This is a genomic window from Mycobacterium bohemicum DSM 44277, from assembly GCF_001053185.1.
In the GTDB taxonomy this organism is placed as follows: Bacteria; Actinomycetota; Actinomycetes; order Mycobacteriales; family Mycobacteriaceae; genus Mycobacterium; species Mycobacterium bohemicum.
Genome location: NZ_CSTD01000001.1, coordinates 1,715,027 through 1,734,438 on the forward strand (window position 1 = coordinate 1,715,027; position 19,412 = coordinate 1,734,438).

Here is a 19,412-nt window from a genome sequence, read left to right on the forward strand (position 1 = left end):
TTCTGCCGAGCGTTACCGCGAACCTTGACCTACCGTCGTAACCGTGCAGCAAGACAGCTCGACGGCGGCGGTTCGGGACCGCCCCCAGACCACCCCGCTGGGCCGGGTGGCGGCGGCCTGCCTGGTCGGCTCGGCCATCGAGTTCTACGACTTCCTGATCTACGGCACCGCGGCGGCGCTGGTGTTTCCCACCGTGTTCTTTCCCCGCCTGAGCCCGACTGTCGCGATGATCGCCTCGATGGGAACGTTCGCCACGGCGTTCCTGTCGCGGCCGCTGGGCGCGGCCTTCTTCGGCTACTTCGGCGACCGGCTGGGCCGCAAGAAGACCCTGGTGGCGACGCTGCTGATCATGGCCGTCTCCACGGTGTCGGTGGGCCTGGTTCCCAGCACCGCCGCCATCGGCGTGGCCGCGCCGCTGATCCTCGTCGCGCTGCGGCTGCTGCAGGGTTTCGCGGTGGGCGGCGAATGGGCGGGCTCGGCGCTGCTCAGCGCCGAGTACGCGCCGCCGGGCAAGCGCGGCCGCTACGGCATGTTCACGCTGCTGGGCGGCGGCACCGCCGGCGTGCTGTCCAGCCTGACGTTCCTGGGCGTGAACGTCACCATCGGGGAGAACAGCCCCGCGTTCCTGCAGTGGGGATGGCGCATTCCATTCCTGATCAGCGCCGCGCTGATCGGTTTCGCGCTGTATGTGCGGCTCAACATCGACGAGACCCCGGTGTTCGCCGAGGAGAAGGCCCGCCACCTGGTGCCCAAGGCGCCGCTGGCCGAGGTGCTGCACCTGCAGCGCCGCGAGGTGTTGCTGGCCGCGGGCGCCATGCTCAGCGCGTTCGGCTTCGCCTACATGGGCAACACCTACCTGATCATGTACGCCCACTCCCACCTGGGATACACCCGCAGCTTCATCTGGTCCGTCGGCGTGCTGACCGGCTTGGCGAGCATTTCCTCCATTGCGGTCTCGGCGACCCTCTCCGATCGGGTCGGGCGCCGGCGCGTGATGCTGGTGGGGTGGGCGCTGTGCCTGCCGTGGGGATTCGCGGTGCTGCCGCTGATGAACACTCGCAATCCCGTGCTGTACGCGGTCGCCGTCGTCGGGATCGCCGTCGTCGCCCCGATCGGCTCGGGGCCCACCGCGGCGTTCATCCCGGAGCTGTTCGCCACCCGCTACCGCTACAGCGGGTCGGCGCTGGCGCAGAACCTGGCCGGGGTGATCGGCGGCGCGCTGCCGCCGCTGCTCGCGGGCACGCTGATGGCCAGCTACGGCAGCTGGTCGATCGGGTTGATGCTTTCCATCCTGGCCGTGACGAGCCTGGTGTGCACGTATCTGCTGCCGGAAACCAACGCGACCGCGCCGCTGACCGTGGAACCCCCGGCGTGACTCAGTTGGCGTGCAGCTCCTCGTTGAGCGCGATGCCCTGACCGTCGCGCGAGACCGCCTCGACGGCTCCCGTCACCGAATTGCGGCGGAACAGAACATTGTTGGCGCCGGATAGCTCGCGCGCTTTGACCGCCTTGCCGTCGGGCATGGTGACCTTGGTGCCCGCGGTGACGTAGAGGCCGGCCTCGATGACGCAGTCGTCGCCCAGCGAGATGCCCACGCCCGCGTTGGCGCCGAGCAGGCAGCGCTTGCCGATCGAGATCACCTCGGTGCCGCCGCCGGACAGCGTGCCCATGATGGACGCCCCGCCGCCGATGTCGGAGCCGTCGCCCACCACCACGCCCGCCGAGATGCGGCCCTCCACCATCGAGGCGCCCAGGGTGCCGGCGTTGTAGTTGACGAAGCCCTCGTGCATCACGGTGGTGCCCGGCGCCAGGTGGGCGCCGAGCCGCACCCGGTCGGCGTCGGCGATGCGCACCCCGGTCGGCACGACGTAGTCGACCATCCGCGGGAACTTGTCCACGCCGTAGACGGTCACCGGTCCGTGGCGGCGCAGCTTGGTCCGGACCGCCTCGAAGCCCTCGACCGCGCAGGGCCCGCGATTGGTCCACACCACGTTCGTCAGGATCCCGAACAGGCCGCCGGCGTTGAGCCCGTGCGGCGGTACGAGGCGGTGCGACAGCAGGTGCAGCCGCAGGTAGGCGTCGTGGGCGTCGGCGGCGACGTCGTCCAGCGAGCCGATGACCGTGCGCACGACGACGGTCTGGGTGCCACGGTCCTCGTCGCGGCCCGTCAGGGCGGCCAGGTCCGGGGGTGCGTCGGGCTGGTCGAGCCTGGTGGTGGCGCTGGTGCCCTCGGCGGTCAGCTCCGGGGCGGGGAACCACGTGTCGAGGATCGATCCGTCCGCGGCCAGCGTCGCCAGCCCGATACCTACTGCTCCGGTCACGGCGGTCAGGTTACTTTGGCCGCCGAGCAGACACAGAATCGCATCCCGAGCCCGCCGCGAGTGCGATTCTGCGTCTGCTCGGCATACTGGGGGCGTGCTGGACTTGCGCGGGGACCCGATCGAGCTGACCGCCGCGCTGGTCGACATCCCCAGCGAGTCGCGGGACGAGGCCCGCCTGGCCGACGAGGTGGAGGCCGCGCTGCGCGCCCAGACGTCGGGCTTCGAGATCGTCCGCAACGGCAACGCGGTGCTGGCGCGCACGTCGCTGGGCCGCCCGTCGCGGGTGCTGCTGGCCGGGCACCTGGACACCGTGCCGGCGGCCGGAAACCTGCCCAGCCGCCTGGACGGCGGGGAGCTGTACGGCTGCGGCACCTCGGACATGAAATCCGGGGACGCGGTCTTCCTGCACCTGGCCGCCACGGTCGCCGAACCGGCCCACGACCTGACGCTGGTGCTCTACGACTGCGAGGAGATCGACGCGGCCGCAAACGGACTGGGCCGCATCGAGCGCGAGCTGGGGGACTGGCTGCTGGCCGATGTGGCCATCCTGGGCGAGCCCACCGGCGGCTACATCGAGGCCGGCTGCCAGGGCACGCTGCGCGTGGTGATCAGCGTGGCCGGAACGCGGGCGCATTCCGCGCGATCCTGGTTGGGCGACAACGCGATTCACAAGCTCGGTGCGGTGCTCGACCGGCTGGCCGCGTATCGGCCGCGCAGCGTGGACATCGACGGGTGCGAGTACCGCGAGGGCCTGTCGGCGGTGCGCATCGACGGCGGTGTGGCCGGCAACGTGATCCCCGACGCGGCGTCGCTGACCGTCAACTTCCGCTTCGCCCCCGACCGGTCGGCGGCCGACGCCCTGGCGCACGTGCACGAGGTGTTCGACGGGCTCGACGTGCGCATCGAGCAGACCGACTCCGCGGCCGGGGCGCTGCCGGGCCTGTCCCAGCCCGCGGCCAAGGCTCTCGTCGAGGCCGCCGGCGGGCAGGTGCGGGCGAAGTACGGCTGGACCGACGTGGCGCGGTTCGCCGCCCTCGGGGTGCCGGCGGTCAATTTCGGGCCCGGCGACCCGAACCTGGCGCATATGCGCGACGAGCGGGTCGACGTCGGTGCGATCACCGCCGCGGTGGAGATGCTGCGGCGGTATCTGAGCGCGTAGCCGGCCGTAGCACATCTTGCTACAATGGCCGGATGGCCCGGACCATCGCCCAACGCGAGCTGCGCAACGACAACGCCAAGGTCATCGAAGCGGTGACGGCCGGTGAGACGTTCGTCGTCACTCGCAACGGTGAACCGGTGGCCGAGCTTCGCCCGATCACGGCCGGTCGTCGTGCGTTCGTCACCCGGGATGACGTCGCGGCCCTCGGCGCAGCCGCCGTACGCATTGACCACCGTCGGTTCCGCGCCGACCTCGACAGGCTCATAGACCAGGGGCTTTGACGGTGTCATCCGGTCTCCTGGACACGTCGGTCGTCATCGACTGGCACGATCCGGCCGTCATCGCCGCATTGCCCGATGAGATGGCCATCTCCGCGATCACCGCCGCCGAACTGGCCTCCGGTCCACACCTCACCGACAACACTGTGGAAGCCGCGAAACGACAGGCTCGGTTGCAAGAAGTTGAATCCCTTCTCGAACCGCTCCCGTTCGACGCAGCGGCCGCGCGTAGCTACGGACTCGTGGTCGCGGTCGTGATCACAGAAGGAAGGAAACCGCGGAGCCGGTTCGCCGACCTGCTGATCGCGGCCACCGCACATGCGAACCGCCTCGATCTCTACACCCGCAACGGTGAAGACTTCACCGGGCTTGACGGCCTTGTTCGGGTCGTAAGCATCTGAACCTCAAGGCGTCACGACGACGTCGACGCGGTCGGCGCCGGGGTCGGCCACCACCGCGAGCACCGGGGCATTGGGCGGCGAAACCGCTTGCCCGCCTTTGATATTCACGTGATAGCCGTTCGGGTACTCGATCGGGGGCACCGAGACCAGCGTCTGCGCGCCGGGTGTGAAGCGTCCGGCACGGTCGGCGCGCTCGGTCGTGTAGCACAATCGGAACGTGTTCGAGCGGAACGACCACTCCCTCGGCGTACCCGCCACGACCTGAGGGTAGGGCGCGGCCAGCACCGCCAGCTTCGCCGTGTTGACGTTGGTGCCGGTCGGCGGCTGGCTCGGGTCGAACACCAGCGCCTGATTGGTCGGCGACGAACTCGTCTTGTCGTTGCCCGTATACGCCCATTCCAGCCAGCCCATCCGGTGGCGGTCGGTGTGGCGCATCACCTCCGCCAGGTTGGCCAGGTCGTTGGTGGCGCCGAATTCGGTCAGCAGCGGGGGAATCCGGTTGATGTCCGCATACAGTTCGGCGTTGGTGATCGTCAGGCCGTCCTGCAGGCCACAGGTGGTGTTCTGGTGCAACACCGACTCGATTGCGCAGTAGTCGTGGAAGGCGAACCCGGTGCTCGGGTCCACCACGCGGCCCATGTCGGTGTGAATCCCCTCGTCGAACAACAGGTTCGGCTCGAAGAACACCAGCGTGGTGGGGTCGGCGGCGCGTATCGCCGGGACGACCTTGCGGTAGAACTCGACCATCTTGTGGTCCTGCAGTGGGCAGCCCAGGACCGGGTTGAAGCAGCCCTCCCACAGGATGCCGGCCCACGGCTCGTTGATCACCTCATAGCCGAAAACGCCTGGGACGCCGTGGAAGAACGCCGCGGCGTGCGCCCAGGCGCGCGTGTAGTGGTCCTGCAGCCCGATCCCGTCGGGCGCCGGGTTGTTGTGCCAGAAGGCGTGCCAGGCATACTGCTCGGCCGGGTTGGCGAAGTAGTTGCCCGGAAAGCCGAGCTGCGGGTTGGGCAGCCCGCGGGTCTGCACGGCCCAGGGTGGGGCGCCTTCGCCCTGGAACACCTCGTTGTAGAGGTCTTGGTGGAAGTCGAGCAGGCTGACGATGCCGTGGGACGCCAGCGTCGTCACCGTCTGCGCGATCGAGGTCAGGTAGTTGTCGTCATAGCTCAGCGGCTGCGGTTCCACCGCGGCCCAGATCACCCCCACCCGCATCGCGTTAAAGCCATTGGCCGCAAGGAAAGCCGCGTCGTCATCGCCGAACCCGTCGGCCGACGGCTCGTAGGGGGGCACCTTGTACACCTGGTTGAGCCCGTGCAGCACGACCACCCGGCCGTCGGCGTCCGTCATCCAGCGGCCGGCGTGACCGAGCGGCATGGTCGGCCCCGGGGCCATCGCCAACGCCGCCGGCGGGGCGACAACGGACGATCCGTCAGTCGTCAGCGCCGCGATCAGCAGGCCGACCGCGACCAGCCGGCTCGCACGGATCCGCATCGGGCCTCCAAACCGCCGGCTCAACCGCAACTGCCGCAATCAGGAAACGGTGACGGCTGATCGTCACCGCGCCAACACGACGCGGTCACGGTTCGCGCACGATTCGGCGAGCCGGCGCGCGGTGACGGCGGCCTCAGTCGCAGCGGCCCGCCTGTTCTGCGGCGTCGGCGGCGGCCGCGCGCAGGCCGATCGCCGCCAGGTCGCCCGACACCGCCCGCAGCGCAGCGCGGTCGCCTGCCGCCAGCGCGCGGGCATGGTCGAGAACCAGTCGCCCGACGCGGCGGCCACCGCGCCGGGGCGGTCCCGCATCGACGCCAGCCGCCAGGCCCGCGCCAGGCCGAGCTCCGGGGCGAACAGCGCCGACTTCGTGCCGTGCCGGGTTTCGGCCCGCCGCAACGCCTTTGCCGATCCCGGGATGTCGCCCTGCTGGGCCAGCGCGGTGGCCAGGAGCATCAGCGAGAGCGGACCCCAGGAGTAGCCGGTGCGCTCCAACGTGGCGGCGGCCGGACCGAGTAGTGCTGCGGCGGAGGAGAATTCGCCGCCGGCGATGAGCACGTGTGCCAGCAGCACCTCGCCGATCGCGCGGCCCGGCTGCTGCAGCTCGGCGAAATCGGTGTATTGCTGGGCGATCTCGCGCGCGGCATCCAGCCGGCCCGCCATCAGCAGGGCGGTGGTCTGGCCCAGGCCGACGGTGAAGCGCAGCAACCCAGGGTGTTCGGCGGCGAAGGCGCGCTGCGCCAGCGGCTCGACGTCATCGAACCGGCCCTGCCGTGCGGCGCACAGCGCGGCCGCGCTGGCCGCCCAGGCCACCGCCTGGTCGTCGGCCGACGGCGAGGCCAGCACCTCGTGGCCGACGCGGACGGCGTGCGCCACGTTGCCGGCGTTCATCGCAAACGTCGCGCTCAACGCGTCCAGCGTGGTGCGCGCGCCGGCGTCGGTGACCCGGTTGCGGATCGTCCGCAGGAACGCGGTGGCCCGCTCGGGCTCGCTGAGCATCCAGAACTGGTTCGCCGCGCGCAGCAGGGTCCAGTCCATCAGCGCGGGTTCGGCCAGCGCCGTGGAGTCGACCGCGGCCAGCACCTCGTCGGCCTCGCGACCGCGACCGCGCCAGGCCAGGCAGTGCGCGAGCGCGAGCCGCGCCGCCAGGCCAGCCGACCGTTCCAGCGCCGCGCGGGCCAGCCGTTCGCCCAGCTCCAGGTCGCCCAGCTGCAATGCGCGCTGCGCGGCGGCGACGACCTCCGTCACCGGTTGCGGGGCGTCGCTGCCCAGCGCCAGGGAGGCCAGGCGGAGCCGGTCGCTGAGGTGGTCCGACGGGTGCTGGGACAGCAGCGTGACCAGCCGCGTCCGCAGCAGGCGCTCGTCGTCGGGGCCGAGCGCGGCCCGCGCCCGCTCGGCGAACAGCGGGTGCGCGGTGTAGACCACGGGCTCGTCGGCGCGTCCGCCGCGCACCCGCGTCTCGGCCGCGCCCCAGTCCACCGCCTCGGAAACCGCCCCGTCGCCGGCGAGGGCGGTCAGATCGTCGACCGACAACGGCTCCTCGACAGCCAGATAACCCAGCACCGCGCGCGCCGGCCCCGGCAGCTCGGCGAGGAACGCGTCGACCTCTCCGGGTGTCGAAGGGTTCACCGCACCGCCGGGCGGTTCGACGTCGAGGCGGTCGAGCAGCCCGTCGGTCCACAGCGCCGAGATGGCCTCGGGCGCACCGCCGGCCTCGGCGGTGACGATCATGCGGGCCGTCCCGGCCCGCGCCAGCTGGTACACCAGCGTGGCGGACAACAGGTCCAGGTCGTGTGCGTCGTCGACGATCAGCAGCAGGTCCCCATCGCAGTCCAGCGAGGCCCGCGCCGCCCGGAGCAACGCGGCCGGCTTGCCGATCTCGGCGATCTGCACCAGGTGGCTGAACGCGCCGAAAGGAATGGCCCGCTCGGCGTGCGTGCCAGTGACCCAGCGGGTCAGGGTTCCCGGATGCCGGGCGCAGTGATCCTCGGCGGCCAACCGGGCCAGGGTGGATTTGCCGACGCCGTCGGGCCCGAGCACCGCCACCCCGCGGCCGGCGCCCAGGGAAGCGGAGAGCCGTTCCAGGGCCGCGTCGTGCTGGGGCACGTTCCATCGAATCGGCATTGCTGGCGATCTTATTGCGCGCGGTGTGCCTGCCGCACCGGGCGTGGTCTACCTTTGGCGGATATGCGCGACGGACGCGATTGGGCGGTGTGCGTGTACTGCGCGTCGGGGCCCGATCACCCCGAATTGCTCGCGCTCGCCGGCGAACTCGGCGAGGCGATCGCCGAGCGGGGCTGGACGCTGGTGTGGGGCGGTGGCCGGGTGTCGGCCATGGGCGCCGTCGCGAGCGCGGCACGGTCGCGCGGCGGCCGGACCGTCGGCGTCATCCCCCAGATCCTGATGCGCCGCGAGATCGCCGACGCCGACGCCGACGAGCTGATCGTCAGCGAGACCATGCGCGAGCGCAAGCAGGTGATGGAGGACCGCGCCGACGCGTTCATCGTGCTGCCGGGCGGCGTCGGCACGCTGGACGAACTGCTGGACGCCTGGACCACGGGCTACCTCGGCCTACACGGCAAACCCATCGTGCTGCTGGACAGCTTCGGTCACTACGAAGGCCTGTGGCGCTGGCTGTGCGGGCTGGCCGATCGCGGCTACATCTCACCGGCGGCGATGGACCGCGTGGTGCTGGTCGACAAGGTCGGCGCAGCGCTGGAGGCGTGCGCACCGGAGTGAGCCGGCCCGGCATCCCACTAAGCTGGCCTGATTGCGTTTCGACGGAAATCGAGGGGTGCAGGGGAAAGTGTCCGATCACGACGGGGGAGCGCGGGCCGCGGTCGGCCTGACCGATATCGCGGCGCGGATGCCGGCCCTGCTGGCCGACGCGCCGGTGATCCTGCGCGGCGCGCTGACCGGGCTGCTGGCGCGGCCGAGCTCGAAGAAGTCGATCGGCACGGTGTTCGCCGACCGGGCCGCCCGCTACGGCGACCGGGTCTTCCTGAGGTTCGGGGATCAGCAGCTGACCTACCGCGAAGCCAACGCGGTCGCCAACCGGTACGCCGCGGTGCTGGCCGCGCGAGGCGTCGGCAACGGCGACGTCGTGGGCATCATGCTGCGCAATTCGCCCAACGCGGTGCTGGCGATGCTGGCCGCGGTCAAGTGCGGCGCCGTGGCCGGCATGATCAATTACCACCAGCGCGGCGAGGTGCTCGCCCACAGCATCGGGCTGCTGGACGCCAAGGTGTTGATCGCGGAGACCGACCTGGTGAGTGCGGTCGCGGACTCCGGCGGTGTGGGCGCCACGGAGACGCTGACCATCGACGACCTGGAGCGGTCGGCCGCCGGCGCCCCGTCCACCAATCCGGCCTCGGCGTCGGCGGTGTCGGCCCGCGACACCGCGTTCTACATATTCACCTCGGGCACAACGGGATTCCCGAAGGCCAGCGTGATGACCCACCTGCGCTGGCTCAAGGCGCTGGCCGCGTTCGGGGGCATCGGCTTGCGGTTGAAGAGCAGCGACACGCTGTACAGCTGCCTGCCGCTCTACCACAACAACGCGCTCACGGTCGCGCTGTCGTCGGTGATCAATTCCGGGGCGACGCTCGCGCTCGGCACCTCGTTCTCGGCGTCGAAGTTCTGGGACGAGGTGATCGCCGCCGAGGCCACGGCGTTCATCTACATCGGCGAGATCTGCAGGTATCTGCTCAATCAGCCGGCCAAGCCGACGGATCGGGCGCACAAGGTGCGCGTGATCGCCGGCAACGGGCTGCGGCCGGAGATCTGGGACGAATTCACCGAGCGGTTCGGCATCGCGCGGGTGTGCGAGTTCTACGCCTCCAGCGAGGGCAACGCCGCGTTCATCAACGTCTTCAACGTGCCGCGCAGCACCGGGGTGTTTCCGATGCCGTTGGCCTACGTCGAATACGACCCCGACACCGGCACCCCGCTGCGCGACGACAACGGGCGGGTGCGCCGGGTGCCCCCCGGCGAGCCGGGGCTGCTGCTGAGCCCGGTCAACCGGCTGCAGCCGTTCGACGGCTACACCGACAAGGAGTCCAGCGAAAAGAAGCTGGTACGCAACGCTTTTCGTGAGGGCGACGTGTGGTTCAACTCCGGTGACGTGATGAGCCCGCAGGGCCTGGGCCACGCCGCCTTCGTCGACCGGCTCGGCGACACCTTCCGGTGGAAGGGTGAGAACGTCGCCACCACACAGGTCGAGGCGGCGCTGGCCTCCGACGACTCCGTCGAGCAGTGCACGGTGTTCGGGGTGGAGATCCCCCGCACCGGCGGGCGCGCCGGGATGGCCGCGATCAAGCTGCGCGACGGCGTGGACTTCGACGGCAAGTCGCTGGCGGCCGCGGTGTACGGCCAGCTTCCGCCCTACGCCCTACCGCTGTTCGTGCGGGTGGTCGAGGAGCTCGCGCAGACGACGACGTTCAAGAGCCGGAAGGTGGAACTGCGCGACCAGGGTTACGGCCCCGACGTCGGGGATCCGCTGTACGTGCTGGCCGGCCGCGACGAGGGCTACGTGCCGTACTACGACGAGTACCCCGAAGAGGTGGCGTCCGGTAAGCGGCCGCGCGGTTAATGGTTGCTCGCGGACGAGCGCAAACCGAAACCGTCCGCTAGGTTACAGGCGGAACTGTTCGCTAGATGACTAGCCGACCCATGACCTGCGCCACATTCCTTGGGGGAGGAATCCGCACTCCGGCGACGGGCGTCCCCAGCTGATTGAGGATCGAATGAGCGACAACCCCGCGCCGGCGGAGCTCCCCCTGATCGCGTTCATCACCCGCGATAACGCGCCGCGGATCACCCCGGCGCCGGTCGGCAGGGCGTGGATGTCGGAAATCCGTGCGGGCTCGCCGACCCGGTGTTTGCCGATGCTCATGGCCAACCAGAGCGGCTGGGAGCTGCGCAATCGCTGCGCGTTCACCGCGACCTGGATCGGTGAGGAGAACGGCGTCGACGTGCTCGTCGCACCCGATGTGCCCGGGACCGATCGATACATGCCCCTGAGCCATTTCGGTTCCGGCATCTTGACCTGGCATCTGCCGATGGTGTTTCGCACTCCGCCGGGCTACAACCTGCTGGCCCGCGGCCCGGCGAACTATCCGAAGGACGCCGTGTGTCCGCTGGAGGGAATCGTCGAAACGGACTGGGCCAGTGCAAGTTTCAGTATGAGCTGGAAGCTCACCCGCAAGCTGATGCCGGTGCGATTCGAGGTCGACGAGCCAATCTGCATGATCGTCCCGCAGCGGCGGGGCGAGCTCGAAGAGTTCGCGCCCGAAATCAGGTCCATCGAGTCCGACGACGATCTGCGGGCCAAGCACGAGCTCTTCCTTCGCTCGCGCGATGCGGGCAAGCAAATAGAACAGCTGGCCAGGGTCGCCGCGGGTGAGCGAGCCGAATGGCAGGGCGATTACACCCGCGGCAGACACACCGACGGCGAGGCCGGGTCACCCGACCACCAGACGCGCCGCCATCTCGCCCCCTTCCAGCCGGAGGCCGCTGGGTAGGCGTTAGCCCCCCGGGTGTGCGGCTGGCTTCACTGCCCGACGGGTGGCCAGCGCCCCGTAAGCGCCCGGGACGGTGACCAGGCACCATGGATGGGTGCATTCGACACCGCCGGCGCCCGCCGGCCACTCGACTCTCTGCGGCCGCCCGGTCGCCGGCGATCGCCCGCTGATCATGGCGATCGTCAACCGCACCCCCGACTCGTTCTACGACAGGGGCGCGACGTTCGGCGACGAGGCCGCCCGCGAAGCGGTGCATCGGGCCGTCGCCGACGGCGCGGACGTCATCGACGTGGGCGGTGTGAAGGCCGGGCCCGGCGACACCGTCGACGCCGACATGGAGATCGCCCGGCTGGTCCCGTTCGTCGACTGGCTGCGCGGCGCCTACCCCGACCAGCTGATCAGCGTCGACACCTGGCGTTCGGAGGTCGCACGGGTCGCCTGCGCGGCCGGGGCCGACCTGATCAACGACACCTGGGGCGGGGTCGACCCCGCCCTGGCTGAGGTCGCCGCGGAGTTCGGCGCGGGCCTGGTGTGCGCCCACACGGGCGGTGCGGTGCCGCGCACGCGCCCGTTCCGGGTCAGTTACGGGACCACCACGCGGGGGGTGGTCGACGACGTCATCCGCGCCGTCACCGCCGAGGCTGAACGCGCGGTCGCCGCCGGGGTGGCCCGCGACCGGGTGCTCATCGACCCGGCCCACGACTTCGGGAAGAACACTTTCCACGGGTTGATGGTGCTGCGCCACGTGAAGGATCTGGTCGACACCGGTTGGCCCGTGCTGATGGCTTTGAGTAATAAGGACTTCGTCGGGGAGACTCTGGGTGTGGGACTGACCGACCGCCTCGAGGGGACGTTGGCGGCCACCGCGCTGGCGGCGGCGGCGGGCGCCCGCATGTTCCGGGTGCACCAGGTCGCCGCCACCCGGCGGGTGCTGGAGATGGTGGCCTCCATCCAGGGCACGCGCGCCCCGGCGCGCACGGTGAGGGGGCTGGCATGACGGCATCCGAACTCGTCGATCTCGCCGGCGACGGCGTGCTGGCCGCCCGGCCCGGTGACACCTGGCTGCCCGGCGGCGGCTGGATCCGCCCCGGCTGGACCCTGGCCGAACTCGAGGCGGCGAAGGCCGGGCGGACGATCTCGGTCGTGCTACCCGCCCTCGACGAGGAGGAAACCATCGGGTCGGTGATCGACAGCATCTCACCGCTGGTGAACGGCCTGGTCGACGAGCTCATCGTCCTGGACTCCGGCTCCACCGACGAGACCGAGATCCGCGCGGTCGCCGCCGGTGCCCGCGTCGTCAGCCGGGAGCAGGCGCTGCCCGAGGTGCCGACGCGGCCGGGCAAGGGCGAGGCGCTGTGGCGCTCGCTGGCCGTTGCCGACGGCGACATCGTGGTCTTCATCGACTCGGACCTGATCAATCCGCACCCGATGTTCGTGCCGTGGCTGGTCGCCCCGCTGCTGACGGGTGACGGCATCCACCTGGTCAAGAGCTTCTACCGCCGCCCCCTGAACGTCGGTGACGCCAGCGGCGGCGCCGGCGCCACCGGCGGGGGCCGGGTGACCGAACTGGTGGCGCGGCCATTGCTCGCGGCGCTGCGGCCCGAGCTCGGCCGCGTCCTGCAGCCCCTCGGCGGGGAGTACGCGGCCACCCGGGAGTTGCTGACGTCGCTGCCGTTCGCGCCGGGCTACGGCGTGGAGATCGGCCTGCTGGTGGACACCTTCGACCGGCTTGGACTGAACGGCATCGCCCAGGTCAACCTCGGCGTCCGCGCGCACCGCAACAGGCCGCTGAGCGAACTCGGCGCCATGAGCCGCCAGGTGATCGCGACGCTGCTGTCCCGCTGCGGCGTCCGCGACTCCGGCGTCGGCCTGACCCAGTTCTTCATCGACGGCTCCGACGGCGGCGAGGGCTTCATCCAGCACACGTCCCCGGTGTCGCTGGAGGACCGGCCGCCGATGAAGGGTGTGCGGGCCCGGTAGGGCGTGTCGGCCGGATAGGGCAATATCGATCGCGTGGCGTTGGTGTTGCTGTACCTGGTGGTGCTGGTCCTGGTGGCGATCGTGCTCTTCGGCGCGGCCAGCCTGCTGTTCGGGCGCGGGGAGCCGCTGCCGCCCCTGCCCCGCGGGACGACCGCGACGGTTTTGCCGGCCTACGGCGTGACCGGCGCCGACGTCGACGCGGTGAAATTCACCCAGGTGCTGCGCGGATACAAGACCAGCGAGGTGGACTGGGTGCTCGACCGGCTCGCCCGGGAGCTCGAGACGCTGCGGGGCCAGCTGGCCCAGGCCCAGTCCGCACCCGAGGCGGTGGAACCTGACGACGCCGAGCACCGTCAGGAATAGATGTGAGTGATGACGGGCGGGTCCGGTGCGGCTGGGCGACTGTTCGGCCGGGCCCAGACTTCGAGCTGTACCGCGACTACCACGACGACGAGTGGGGCCGCCCGGTGCGCGATCCGGTGGCACTGTTCGAGCGGATGAGCCTGGAGGCCTTCCAGAGCGGCCTGTCCTGGCTGATCATCCTGCGTAAGCGGGAGAACTTTCGGCGCGCCTTCTCCGGCTTCGGCATCGAGACGGTCGCCGGCTACACCGACGCCGACGTGCAGCGGCTGATGGCCGACGAGGGCATCGTCCGCAACCGGTCCAAGATCGAGGCGACGATCGCCAACGCGCGGGCGGCCGCCGAGTTGGGACCGGCGGCCGAACTGTCCGAGCTGCTGTGGTCGTTCGCGCCGGCCCGGCGCAAGCGGCCGGCGCAGGCGTCCGAGATCCCGTCGGCGACGGAGGAATCGAAGGCCATGGCCCAGGAATTGAAGCGGCGCGGGTTCCGCTTCGTCGGGCCCACCACGGCCTACGCGCTGATGCAGGCGACCGGGATGGTGGACGACCATATTCGTGACTGCTGGGTGCCCACCGGGGGGTTTTGACGCCCCAGAAGCGGGTCTTTGTGCAATAGGAGACCGTGATAGGGAACAATGGGGGGGTGATTAGGCAGTTCGATGCCGGGTGTGGCTGCAAATTTGCGGGTGGGGCATGCTCGGCGCCGACCAAGCCCGCGAGGGCGGGCCAGCTCGAACCTGGAGGGAGCACTCGATGGCGGCGATGAAGCCCCGGACCGGGGACGGTCCTCTGGAAGCAACCAAGGAGGGGCGCGGCATCGTGATGCGGGTACCACTCGAGGGCGGTGGGCGATTGGTCGTCGAACTGACGCCCGACGAAGCCGCCGCCCTGGGCGACGAACTCAAGGGCGTCACCAGCTCCAGCTAGCGCCTTCCGGACGGGCCCGGGCAGACGCGTCGGCTATGCACCCACCTTCCGATAGATGTCCAGCGTCTGCTGGGCGACGCGGGTCCATGAGAACTCCTCGATGCAGCGCCGGCGTCCCGCCATGCCGTAGCGTTTCGCCTTTTCGGGGTCGGCGATCAGCTCGTTGACCGCGTCGGCCAGCCTGCTCTGATAGCCGATCGGATCCTCGGCGCCGTAATGCACGAGCGAGCCGGTCACCCCGTCCGCGACGACCTCGGGAATACCACCGACATCGGAAGCGACCACTGCCGTCGCGCAGGCCATCGCTTCCAGGTTCACGATGCCCATCGGCTCGTACACCGAAGGACACACGAATACGTCTGCGGCCGTGAGTATTTCGCGCAATTCGCCGACGGGCAGCATTTCGCGGATCCAGAATACCCCGGTGCGCTCGCGGGCCAGCCCATCCACCGCCGCGCGCACCTCGTCGGCAATTTCCGGGGTGTCGGGCGCCCCGGCGCACAGCACCAATTGCGCGTCGGGGCGCAACCGGTGCGCGGCCGCCAGCAGGTGCTCGACGCCCTTCTGCCGGGTGATCCGCCCGACGAACGCGACGACGGGCCGGTCGGGGTCCACGCCGAGCTCGGCCAGCACCGAGCCGCCTTCGCCGGGCCCGGCCGGGCACCACACGTCGGTGTCGATGCCGTTGCGGATGACGTGCACCAGGCTCGGGTCCAGTGCGGGGTACACCCGCAGGATGTCCTCGCGCATCGCGGAGCTGACCGCGATCACGGCGTCCGCGGCCAGCACCGCGGTGTGCTCCACCCAGCTCGAGATCCTGTATCCGCCGCCGAGCTGTTCGGCCTTCCACGGCCGGAGCGGCTCGAGCGAATGCGCGGTCAAGACGTGCGGAATGTCGTACAACAGGCCGGTCAGATGGCCGGCCATCCCGGTGTACCAGGTGTGGGAATGCACCACCGTGGCCGCCGACGCGGCATTGGCCATCATCAGGTCGCACGACAACGTCGACAGCGCCGCGTTGGCCCGGTGCAGCCTGGGGTCGGGCTGGTGGACGAACGCGCCCGGCCGCGGGGCGCCCATGCAGTGCACGTCCACCGCGCACAGCCGGCGTAGCTGAGCGACCAATTCAGTGACGTGGACCCCGGCTCCGCCATAGACCTCGGGTGGATACTCCCGAGTCATCATCGCCACCCGCATACTCCGCACGGTAGTTCGCAGACGAGGTGGCCCGCGAGTCGGGCCGGGCTTTTTTCGGGGCCAACTTCGGCCAAATACATTGACGGACAGCCCGACAGGACGGGGCCAATAGTGCAATCCCCTGGCAGTGGCCGGATGCGGCCGATAGGTTTGACCTATGAGGGAAGCGCCACACGTGCTGGGCATCGTCCTGGCCGGCGGTGAGGGCAAGCGGCTGTATCCCCTGACGGCGGACCGAGCCAAGCCCGCGGTTCCCTTCGGCGGCGCCTACCGGCTGATCGACTTCGTGCTGTCCAACCTCGTCAATGCCCGATTCCTGCGGATCTGTGTTCTCACCCAGTACAAGTCGCATTCACTCGACCGTCACATTTCTCAGAACTGGCGGCTGTCCGGCCTGGCCGGTGAATACATCACCCCCGTGCCCGCCCAGCAGCGTCTCGGGCCGCGCTGGTACACCGGATCCGCCGACGCGATCTACCAGTCGCTGAACCTCATCTACGACGAAGACCCCGATTACATAGTGGTTTTCGGTGCCGACCACGTCTACCGCATGGACCCCGAGCAGATGGTCCAGTTCCACATCGAAAGCGGGGCGGGCGCGACGGTGGCCGGCATCCGCGTGCCGCGCGGCGAGGCCAGCGCCTTCGGCTGCATCGACGCCGACGACTCCGGCCGCATCCGTGAGTTCGTCGAAAAACCGCTGGATCCACCCGGGACCCCGGACGACCCCGCGGCGACGTTCGTGTCGATGGGCAACTACATCTTCACCACCAAGGTGCTGATCGACGCGATCCGCGCCGACGCCGACGACGACCACTCCGATCACGACATGGGCGGCGACATCATCCCCCGGCTCGTCGGCGACGGGATGGCCGCGGTCTACGACTTCAAGGACAACGAGGTGCCCGGCGCCACCGACCGCGACCGCGGCTACTGGCGCGACGTCGGGACGCTCGACGCGTTCTACGACGCCCACATGGATCTGGTGTCGGTGCATCCGGTGTTCAACCTGTACAACAAGCGCTGGCCGATCCGCGGGGAGTCGGATAACCTGGCGCCGGCCAAGTTCGTCAACGGCGGCTCCGCGCAGGAGTCGGTGGTGGGGGCCGGCAGCATCATCTCGGCCGCCTCGGTGCGCAACTCGGTGCTGTCGTCGAACGTCGTGGTCGACGACGGGGCGATCGTCGAGGGCAGCGTGATCATGCCGGGCGCCCGGGTCGGTCGCGGCGCGGTGGTGCGCCACGCGATCCTGGACAAGAACGTGGTCGTCGGGCCGGGCGAGATGGTCGGGGTGGACCTCGAGAAGGACCGGGAGCGCTTCGCGATCAGCACCGGCGGCGTGGTCGCGGTCGGCAAGGGCGTCTGGATCTGAGCCCGCGTCTGCTGGCGCCCGCTAGGGGATCTCCGGGATGAGCAGGTGGGCCTCGCGGTCGGGGCCCCAGTGCAGGGTCACGCGCCCGCGGGGCGACGTCGCGTAGGCCGCGGGGAACTGCCCGGTGAGCGGGTTGCGCGGCAACAACCAGCGCCCGCCCACCACCAGGCGCAGCTGCTCCCCAGCGCGGAACAGAGTCGCCGACGGGCCCAGCGCCACATCGACGGGGACCACCTCGCCGGGGGAGAGGGGACTCGGCTCGATGCAGGCGGGGACCGGTTCCCAGGGGCGGGAGAGGTCGGGGTCGAGCGCCCGCAGCGCGACCCGCTGCCAGCCGGTGGTCACCCGGTCGCGGCCGTAACCGTAGGAGCCCTCGAATTCGACATACCTTCCGCCACGCCACTTCTCGACGCCGACGAATAGGTTGGCGTCGTCGCAACCGTCCAGTGAAACCCACAACCGGGCAGTCATCGGACCGGTCAGCTCGACGTCCTCCGGAACGGTCCAGCTGAACGCCGCTGCGCGTGAGTGTGTGTGGAAGCCGATGCCGCCGGACCCGCGCGGCGGGTCGGGCGTCAGGGCCCCGCCGGTGGCCAGGTATAACGGCCGCCAACGGGTTCGGGCGAGCGGCCATTCGGCCTCCTCGCGGACCGCGGCGACGGTTTCGCGGTCCTCCCGCACCTCGAGGCGCACGCTGCGGGAGGCGGTCGCGCCGTCGAGCACGCCGCGGAAGAACGTGAGTTGTTCTGCCAGCGCGGGTTCGGAGTAGAAGACCGCCCATTTGCCGCCGCGATGGGTGTAGAGGCGGGCGGGGCCCGCGATGTGGCTGAATGCGCGGATCGATCCGCGGCTGTGCAGGTTGTTGTCCGAGAAGCTGCCGCACACGAGCATCGGCACCGTGATCGCCGACAGGTCGGGTGCCAGCGAGCGCCAGAAGTCGTCGCGCAGCGGGTGATCGTCCTGCATCCGGATGATGTCGTAGGTCTGCCGCGTGCGGCGACGCAGGTTGAGCGACCAGATCCGGAGGAACCCGCGCTCGCGAACGCCGCCCGGAAAGGCGAGGTCGCGGTAGACGTCGGTGAAGCCTTCCCACGGGCAGATCGCCTTCAGCGCCGGTGGGCGCAGGGCGGCGACGGCGAATTGGCTGATCGCCAGATAGGAAACCCCAAGCATCACAACGCTGCCGTCGCACCAGGGCCGGCCGGCGATCCACTGCACGAGGTCGTACGTGTCCTCGGCCTCCTGACGTGACAGCAGCCGTCCGGTGCCCTCGGAATGGCCGGCGCCGCGCGAGTCGGCATTGACGACGGTGAACCCTCGCGCGGTCCACCAGGCCGGGTCCGGAGCCTCCCAACCCGTCAGCGCCGAAAAGCTGACGGGTTGCGGCTGGCGCAGCATGCGGTATTGCACGTCGAACTTCGACTTGTTGCCGCGCCGGCTGGGCAGGTCGTCCTTGCCGTAGGGATGGATGCTCAGGATGACGGGCCGGGCCGCATCGCCCTGTTGCCGAAACACGTTGATACGCAGCAGCGTGCCATCGCGCGTGGGGACGCTGATATCGCGATCGACGACGATGTCGGGCGGCGGCTGGGTGACGGTCACCGGCGGCTTGACGATGCTGCGCAGGCGGGTCAGTGCATACCGGAGCGCACCGGGGCGCCGCCACGGTCGGTCGAGCGGAGGAACCGGCGTTCGGGCCACGCCGTCACCCTAGGCGCCCCGCGCCGGCGTCACCACAGCTTCGGCACCAACCGGTAGCGCACGTGCCGCGCGTACTCGCGATATCCCGGCAGGTCCTCGTTCAGCATTTTCTCCTCGTCGAGAATGCGCCAGACCAGCACGCCGACGCCGGGGACGACGAAGAGGAGTCCCCAGTACGAGCCGAGCGCCAATGGCATGCCGGCCATCATGATCACGTCCCCGACGTACATCGGGTGCCGGACGAGCCGGTAGACGCCGGTGGAGACGACGGGCTGGCCCGCCTCGACCGTGACCGTGGCGGCGGCGTAGCCGTTCTGCACGACCACCAGCATGGCCAGCCCCAGCCCGACCGCCACCGCGACGTCACCGAGCAGGCTTACCCACGACGGCACCGACGACCAACCGAAACGATGGTCCAACGCGCTGAACGCCATCATCACAAACATGTCCAGGAACGATGCGGTGATAATGATCTTCTGCACCGTCCGGGCTTCCGCGCGGGGACCGGCGTGCATGCGGCGCTGCAGGGCCGCCGGGTTCCTCCGGGACAGGTAGACGGTCGGAACGGTCGACACCGTGGTGAAGACGGCGATGAAAACCCATGCCTGCCAATAGTTCAGCGTGCCGGCCGGTGCAAACAGGAGCACGCAGAAACCGAGGAGCCCGACGACCGACGAGGCCGTCATCCGCACGGCGGTCTTCATGG

18 protein-coding genes and 1 pseudogene are annotated in these 19,412 nt (G+C 70.1%); 13 read left to right on the plus strand and 6 right to left on the minus strand.

Annotated elements, in window-relative coordinates; all coding sequences use genetic code 11:
• Positions 1 to 97: 97 nt before the first annotated feature.
• Positions 98 to 1,375 carry an MFS transporter gene (locus BN971_RS07825; protein ID WP_085180558.1) on the plus strand — a complete coding sequence of 426 codons (1,278 nt, stop codon included), beginning with the start codon at positions 98 to 100 and terminating at the stop codon, positions 1,373 to 1,375.
• A gap of 1 nt (position 1,376) precedes the next feature.
• On the opposite strand, the gene dapD is transcribed toward BN971_RS07825, so the two are convergent.
• Positions 1,377 to 2,330 carry a 2,3,4,5-tetrahydropyridine-2,6-dicarboxylate N-succinyltransferase gene (gene dapD / locus BN971_RS07830; protein ID WP_090350040.1) on the minus strand — a complete coding sequence of 318 codons (954 nt, stop codon included), beginning with the start codon at positions 2,328 to 2,330 and terminating at the stop codon, positions 1,377 to 1,379.
• A gap of 85 nt (positions 2,331 to 2,415) precedes the next feature.
• Here dapD and dapE point away from each other — a divergent pair, with 85 nt between their 5' ends.
• From dapE to BN971_RS07845, 3 genes are read left to right on the plus strand one after another with little or no spacing between them, the layout of a single operon-like run.
• Entirely contained in the window at positions 2,416 to 3,480 is a 1,065-nt protein-coding gene (gene dapE, locus BN971_RS07835) for a succinyl-diaminopimelate desuccinylase (protein WP_085180323.1), read from the plus strand.
• A gap of 32 nt (positions 3,481 to 3,512) precedes the next feature.
• Entirely contained in the window at positions 3,513 to 3,761 is a 249-nt protein-coding gene (locus tag BN971_RS07840; RefSeq protein WP_085180321.1) for a type II toxin-antitoxin system Phd/YefM family antitoxin, read from the plus strand.
• A 2-nt stretch (positions 3,762 to 3,763) separates the two neighbouring features.
• Positions 3,764 to 4,159, plus strand: coding sequence for a type II toxin-antitoxin system VapC family toxin (locus tag BN971_RS07845; RefSeq protein WP_085180319.1), 396 nt, complete (start codon positions 3,764 to 3,766; stop codon positions 4,157 to 4,159).
• A 3-nt stretch (positions 4,160 to 4,162) separates the two neighbouring features.
• Here BN971_RS07845 and BN971_RS07850 read toward each other — a convergent pair whose 3' ends face one another.
• A complete protein-coding gene (locus BN971_RS07850) occupies positions 4,163 to 5,650 on the minus strand; it encodes a glycoside hydrolase family 5 protein (protein WP_085180318.1) in 1,488 nt (495 codons plus the stop codon).
• 133 nt (positions 5,651 to 5,783) lie between these two features.
• Positions 5,784 to 7,771, minus strand: a pseudogene (locus BN971_RS07855) (AAA family ATPase).
• A 63-nt stretch (positions 7,772 to 7,834) separates the two neighbouring features.
• On the opposite strand from BN971_RS07855, the gene log reads away from it, so the two are divergent.
• From log to BN971_RS07895, 8 genes are all read left to right on the plus strand, one after another.
• The gene (log, locus tag BN971_RS07860) at positions 7,835 to 8,386 is read left to right on the plus strand and encodes a cytokinin riboside 5'-monophosphate phosphoribohydrolase (RefSeq protein ID WP_085180316.1); all 552 of its coding nucleotides are present in this window, start codon (positions 7,835 to 7,837) and stop codon (positions 8,384 to 8,386) included.
• Positions 8,387 to 8,453: 67 nt separating this feature from the next.
• Complete coding sequence (fadD6, locus tag BN971_RS07865) at positions 8,454 to 10,238, plus strand: long-chain-acyl-CoA synthetase FadD6 (RefSeq protein ID WP_085180315.1); 1,785 nt, start codon at positions 8,454 to 8,456, stop codon at positions 10,236 to 10,238.
• Between the two features lie 154 nt (positions 10,239 to 10,392).
• Positions 10,393 to 11,169: a DUF6065 family protein gene (locus BN971_RS07870; RefSeq protein ID WP_085180314.1), complete on the plus strand. Its 777-nt coding sequence runs from the start codon at positions 10,393 to 10,395 to the stop codon at positions 11,167 to 11,169.
• A gap of 172 nt (positions 11,170 to 11,341) precedes the next feature.
• On the plus strand, positions 11,342 to 12,166 hold the full coding sequence (gene folP / locus BN971_RS07875) for a dihydropteroate synthase (RefSeq protein WP_085180557.1): 825 nt from the start codon (positions 11,342 to 11,344) through the stop codon (positions 12,164 to 12,166).
• Complete coding sequence (locus tag BN971_RS07880; protein ID WP_085180313.1) at positions 12,163 to 13,149, plus strand: glucosyl-3-phosphoglycerate synthase; 987 nt, start codon at positions 12,163 to 12,165, stop codon at positions 13,147 to 13,149. The genes folP and BN971_RS07880 overlap by 4 nt, the downstream gene beginning before the upstream one ends.
• Before the next feature lie 33 nt (positions 13,150 to 13,182).
• Positions 13,183 to 13,512 carry a DivIVA domain-containing protein gene (locus BN971_RS07885; protein ID WP_085180312.1) on the plus strand — a complete coding sequence of 110 codons (330 nt, stop codon included), beginning with the start codon at positions 13,183 to 13,185 and terminating at the stop codon, positions 13,510 to 13,512.
• Positions 13,513 to 13,514: 2 nt separating this feature from the next.
• The gene (locus BN971_RS07890) at positions 13,515 to 14,096 is read left to right on the plus strand and encodes a DNA-3-methyladenine glycosylase I (RefSeq protein WP_085180311.1); all 582 of its coding nucleotides are present in this window, start codon (positions 13,515 to 13,517) and stop codon (positions 14,094 to 14,096) included.
• A gap of 166 nt (positions 14,097 to 14,262) precedes the next feature.
• Positions 14,263 to 14,436 (plus strand): DUF3117 domain-containing protein, encoded by a 174-nt coding sequence (locus BN971_RS07895; protein WP_003878471.1) that lies wholly within the window; start codon positions 14,263 to 14,265, stop codon positions 14,434 to 14,436.
• 33 nt (positions 14,437 to 14,469) lie between these two features.
• Here BN971_RS07895 and glgA read toward each other — a convergent pair whose 3' ends face one another.
• Positions 14,470 to 15,633 carry a glycogen synthase gene (gene glgA / locus BN971_RS07900; RefSeq protein WP_085180309.1) on the minus strand — a complete coding sequence of 388 codons (1,164 nt, stop codon included), beginning with the start codon at positions 15,631 to 15,633 and terminating at the stop codon, positions 14,470 to 14,472.
• 157 nt (positions 15,634 to 15,790) lie between these two features.
• Between glgA and glgC the strand changes: the two genes are divergently transcribed.
• Positions 15,791 to 17,005: a glucose-1-phosphate adenylyltransferase gene (gene glgC, locus BN971_RS07905; protein ID WP_085180308.1), complete on the plus strand. Its 1,215-nt coding sequence runs from the start codon at positions 15,791 to 15,793 to the stop codon at positions 17,003 to 17,005.
• A 21-nt stretch (positions 17,006 to 17,026) separates the two neighbouring features.
• On the opposite strand, the gene BN971_RS07910 is transcribed toward glgC, so the two are convergent.
• Positions 17,027 to 18,706, minus strand: coding sequence for a CocE/NonD family hydrolase (locus BN971_RS07910; protein WP_085180307.1), 1,680 nt, complete (start codon positions 18,704 to 18,706; stop codon positions 17,027 to 17,029).
• A 29-nt stretch (positions 18,707 to 18,735) separates the two neighbouring features.
• Complete coding sequence (locus BN971_RS07915) at positions 18,736 to 19,410, minus strand: methyltransferase family protein (RefSeq protein WP_085180306.1); 675 nt, start codon at positions 19,408 to 19,410, stop codon at positions 18,736 to 18,738.
• Between the last annotated feature and the right edge of the window lie 2 nt (positions 19,411 to 19,412).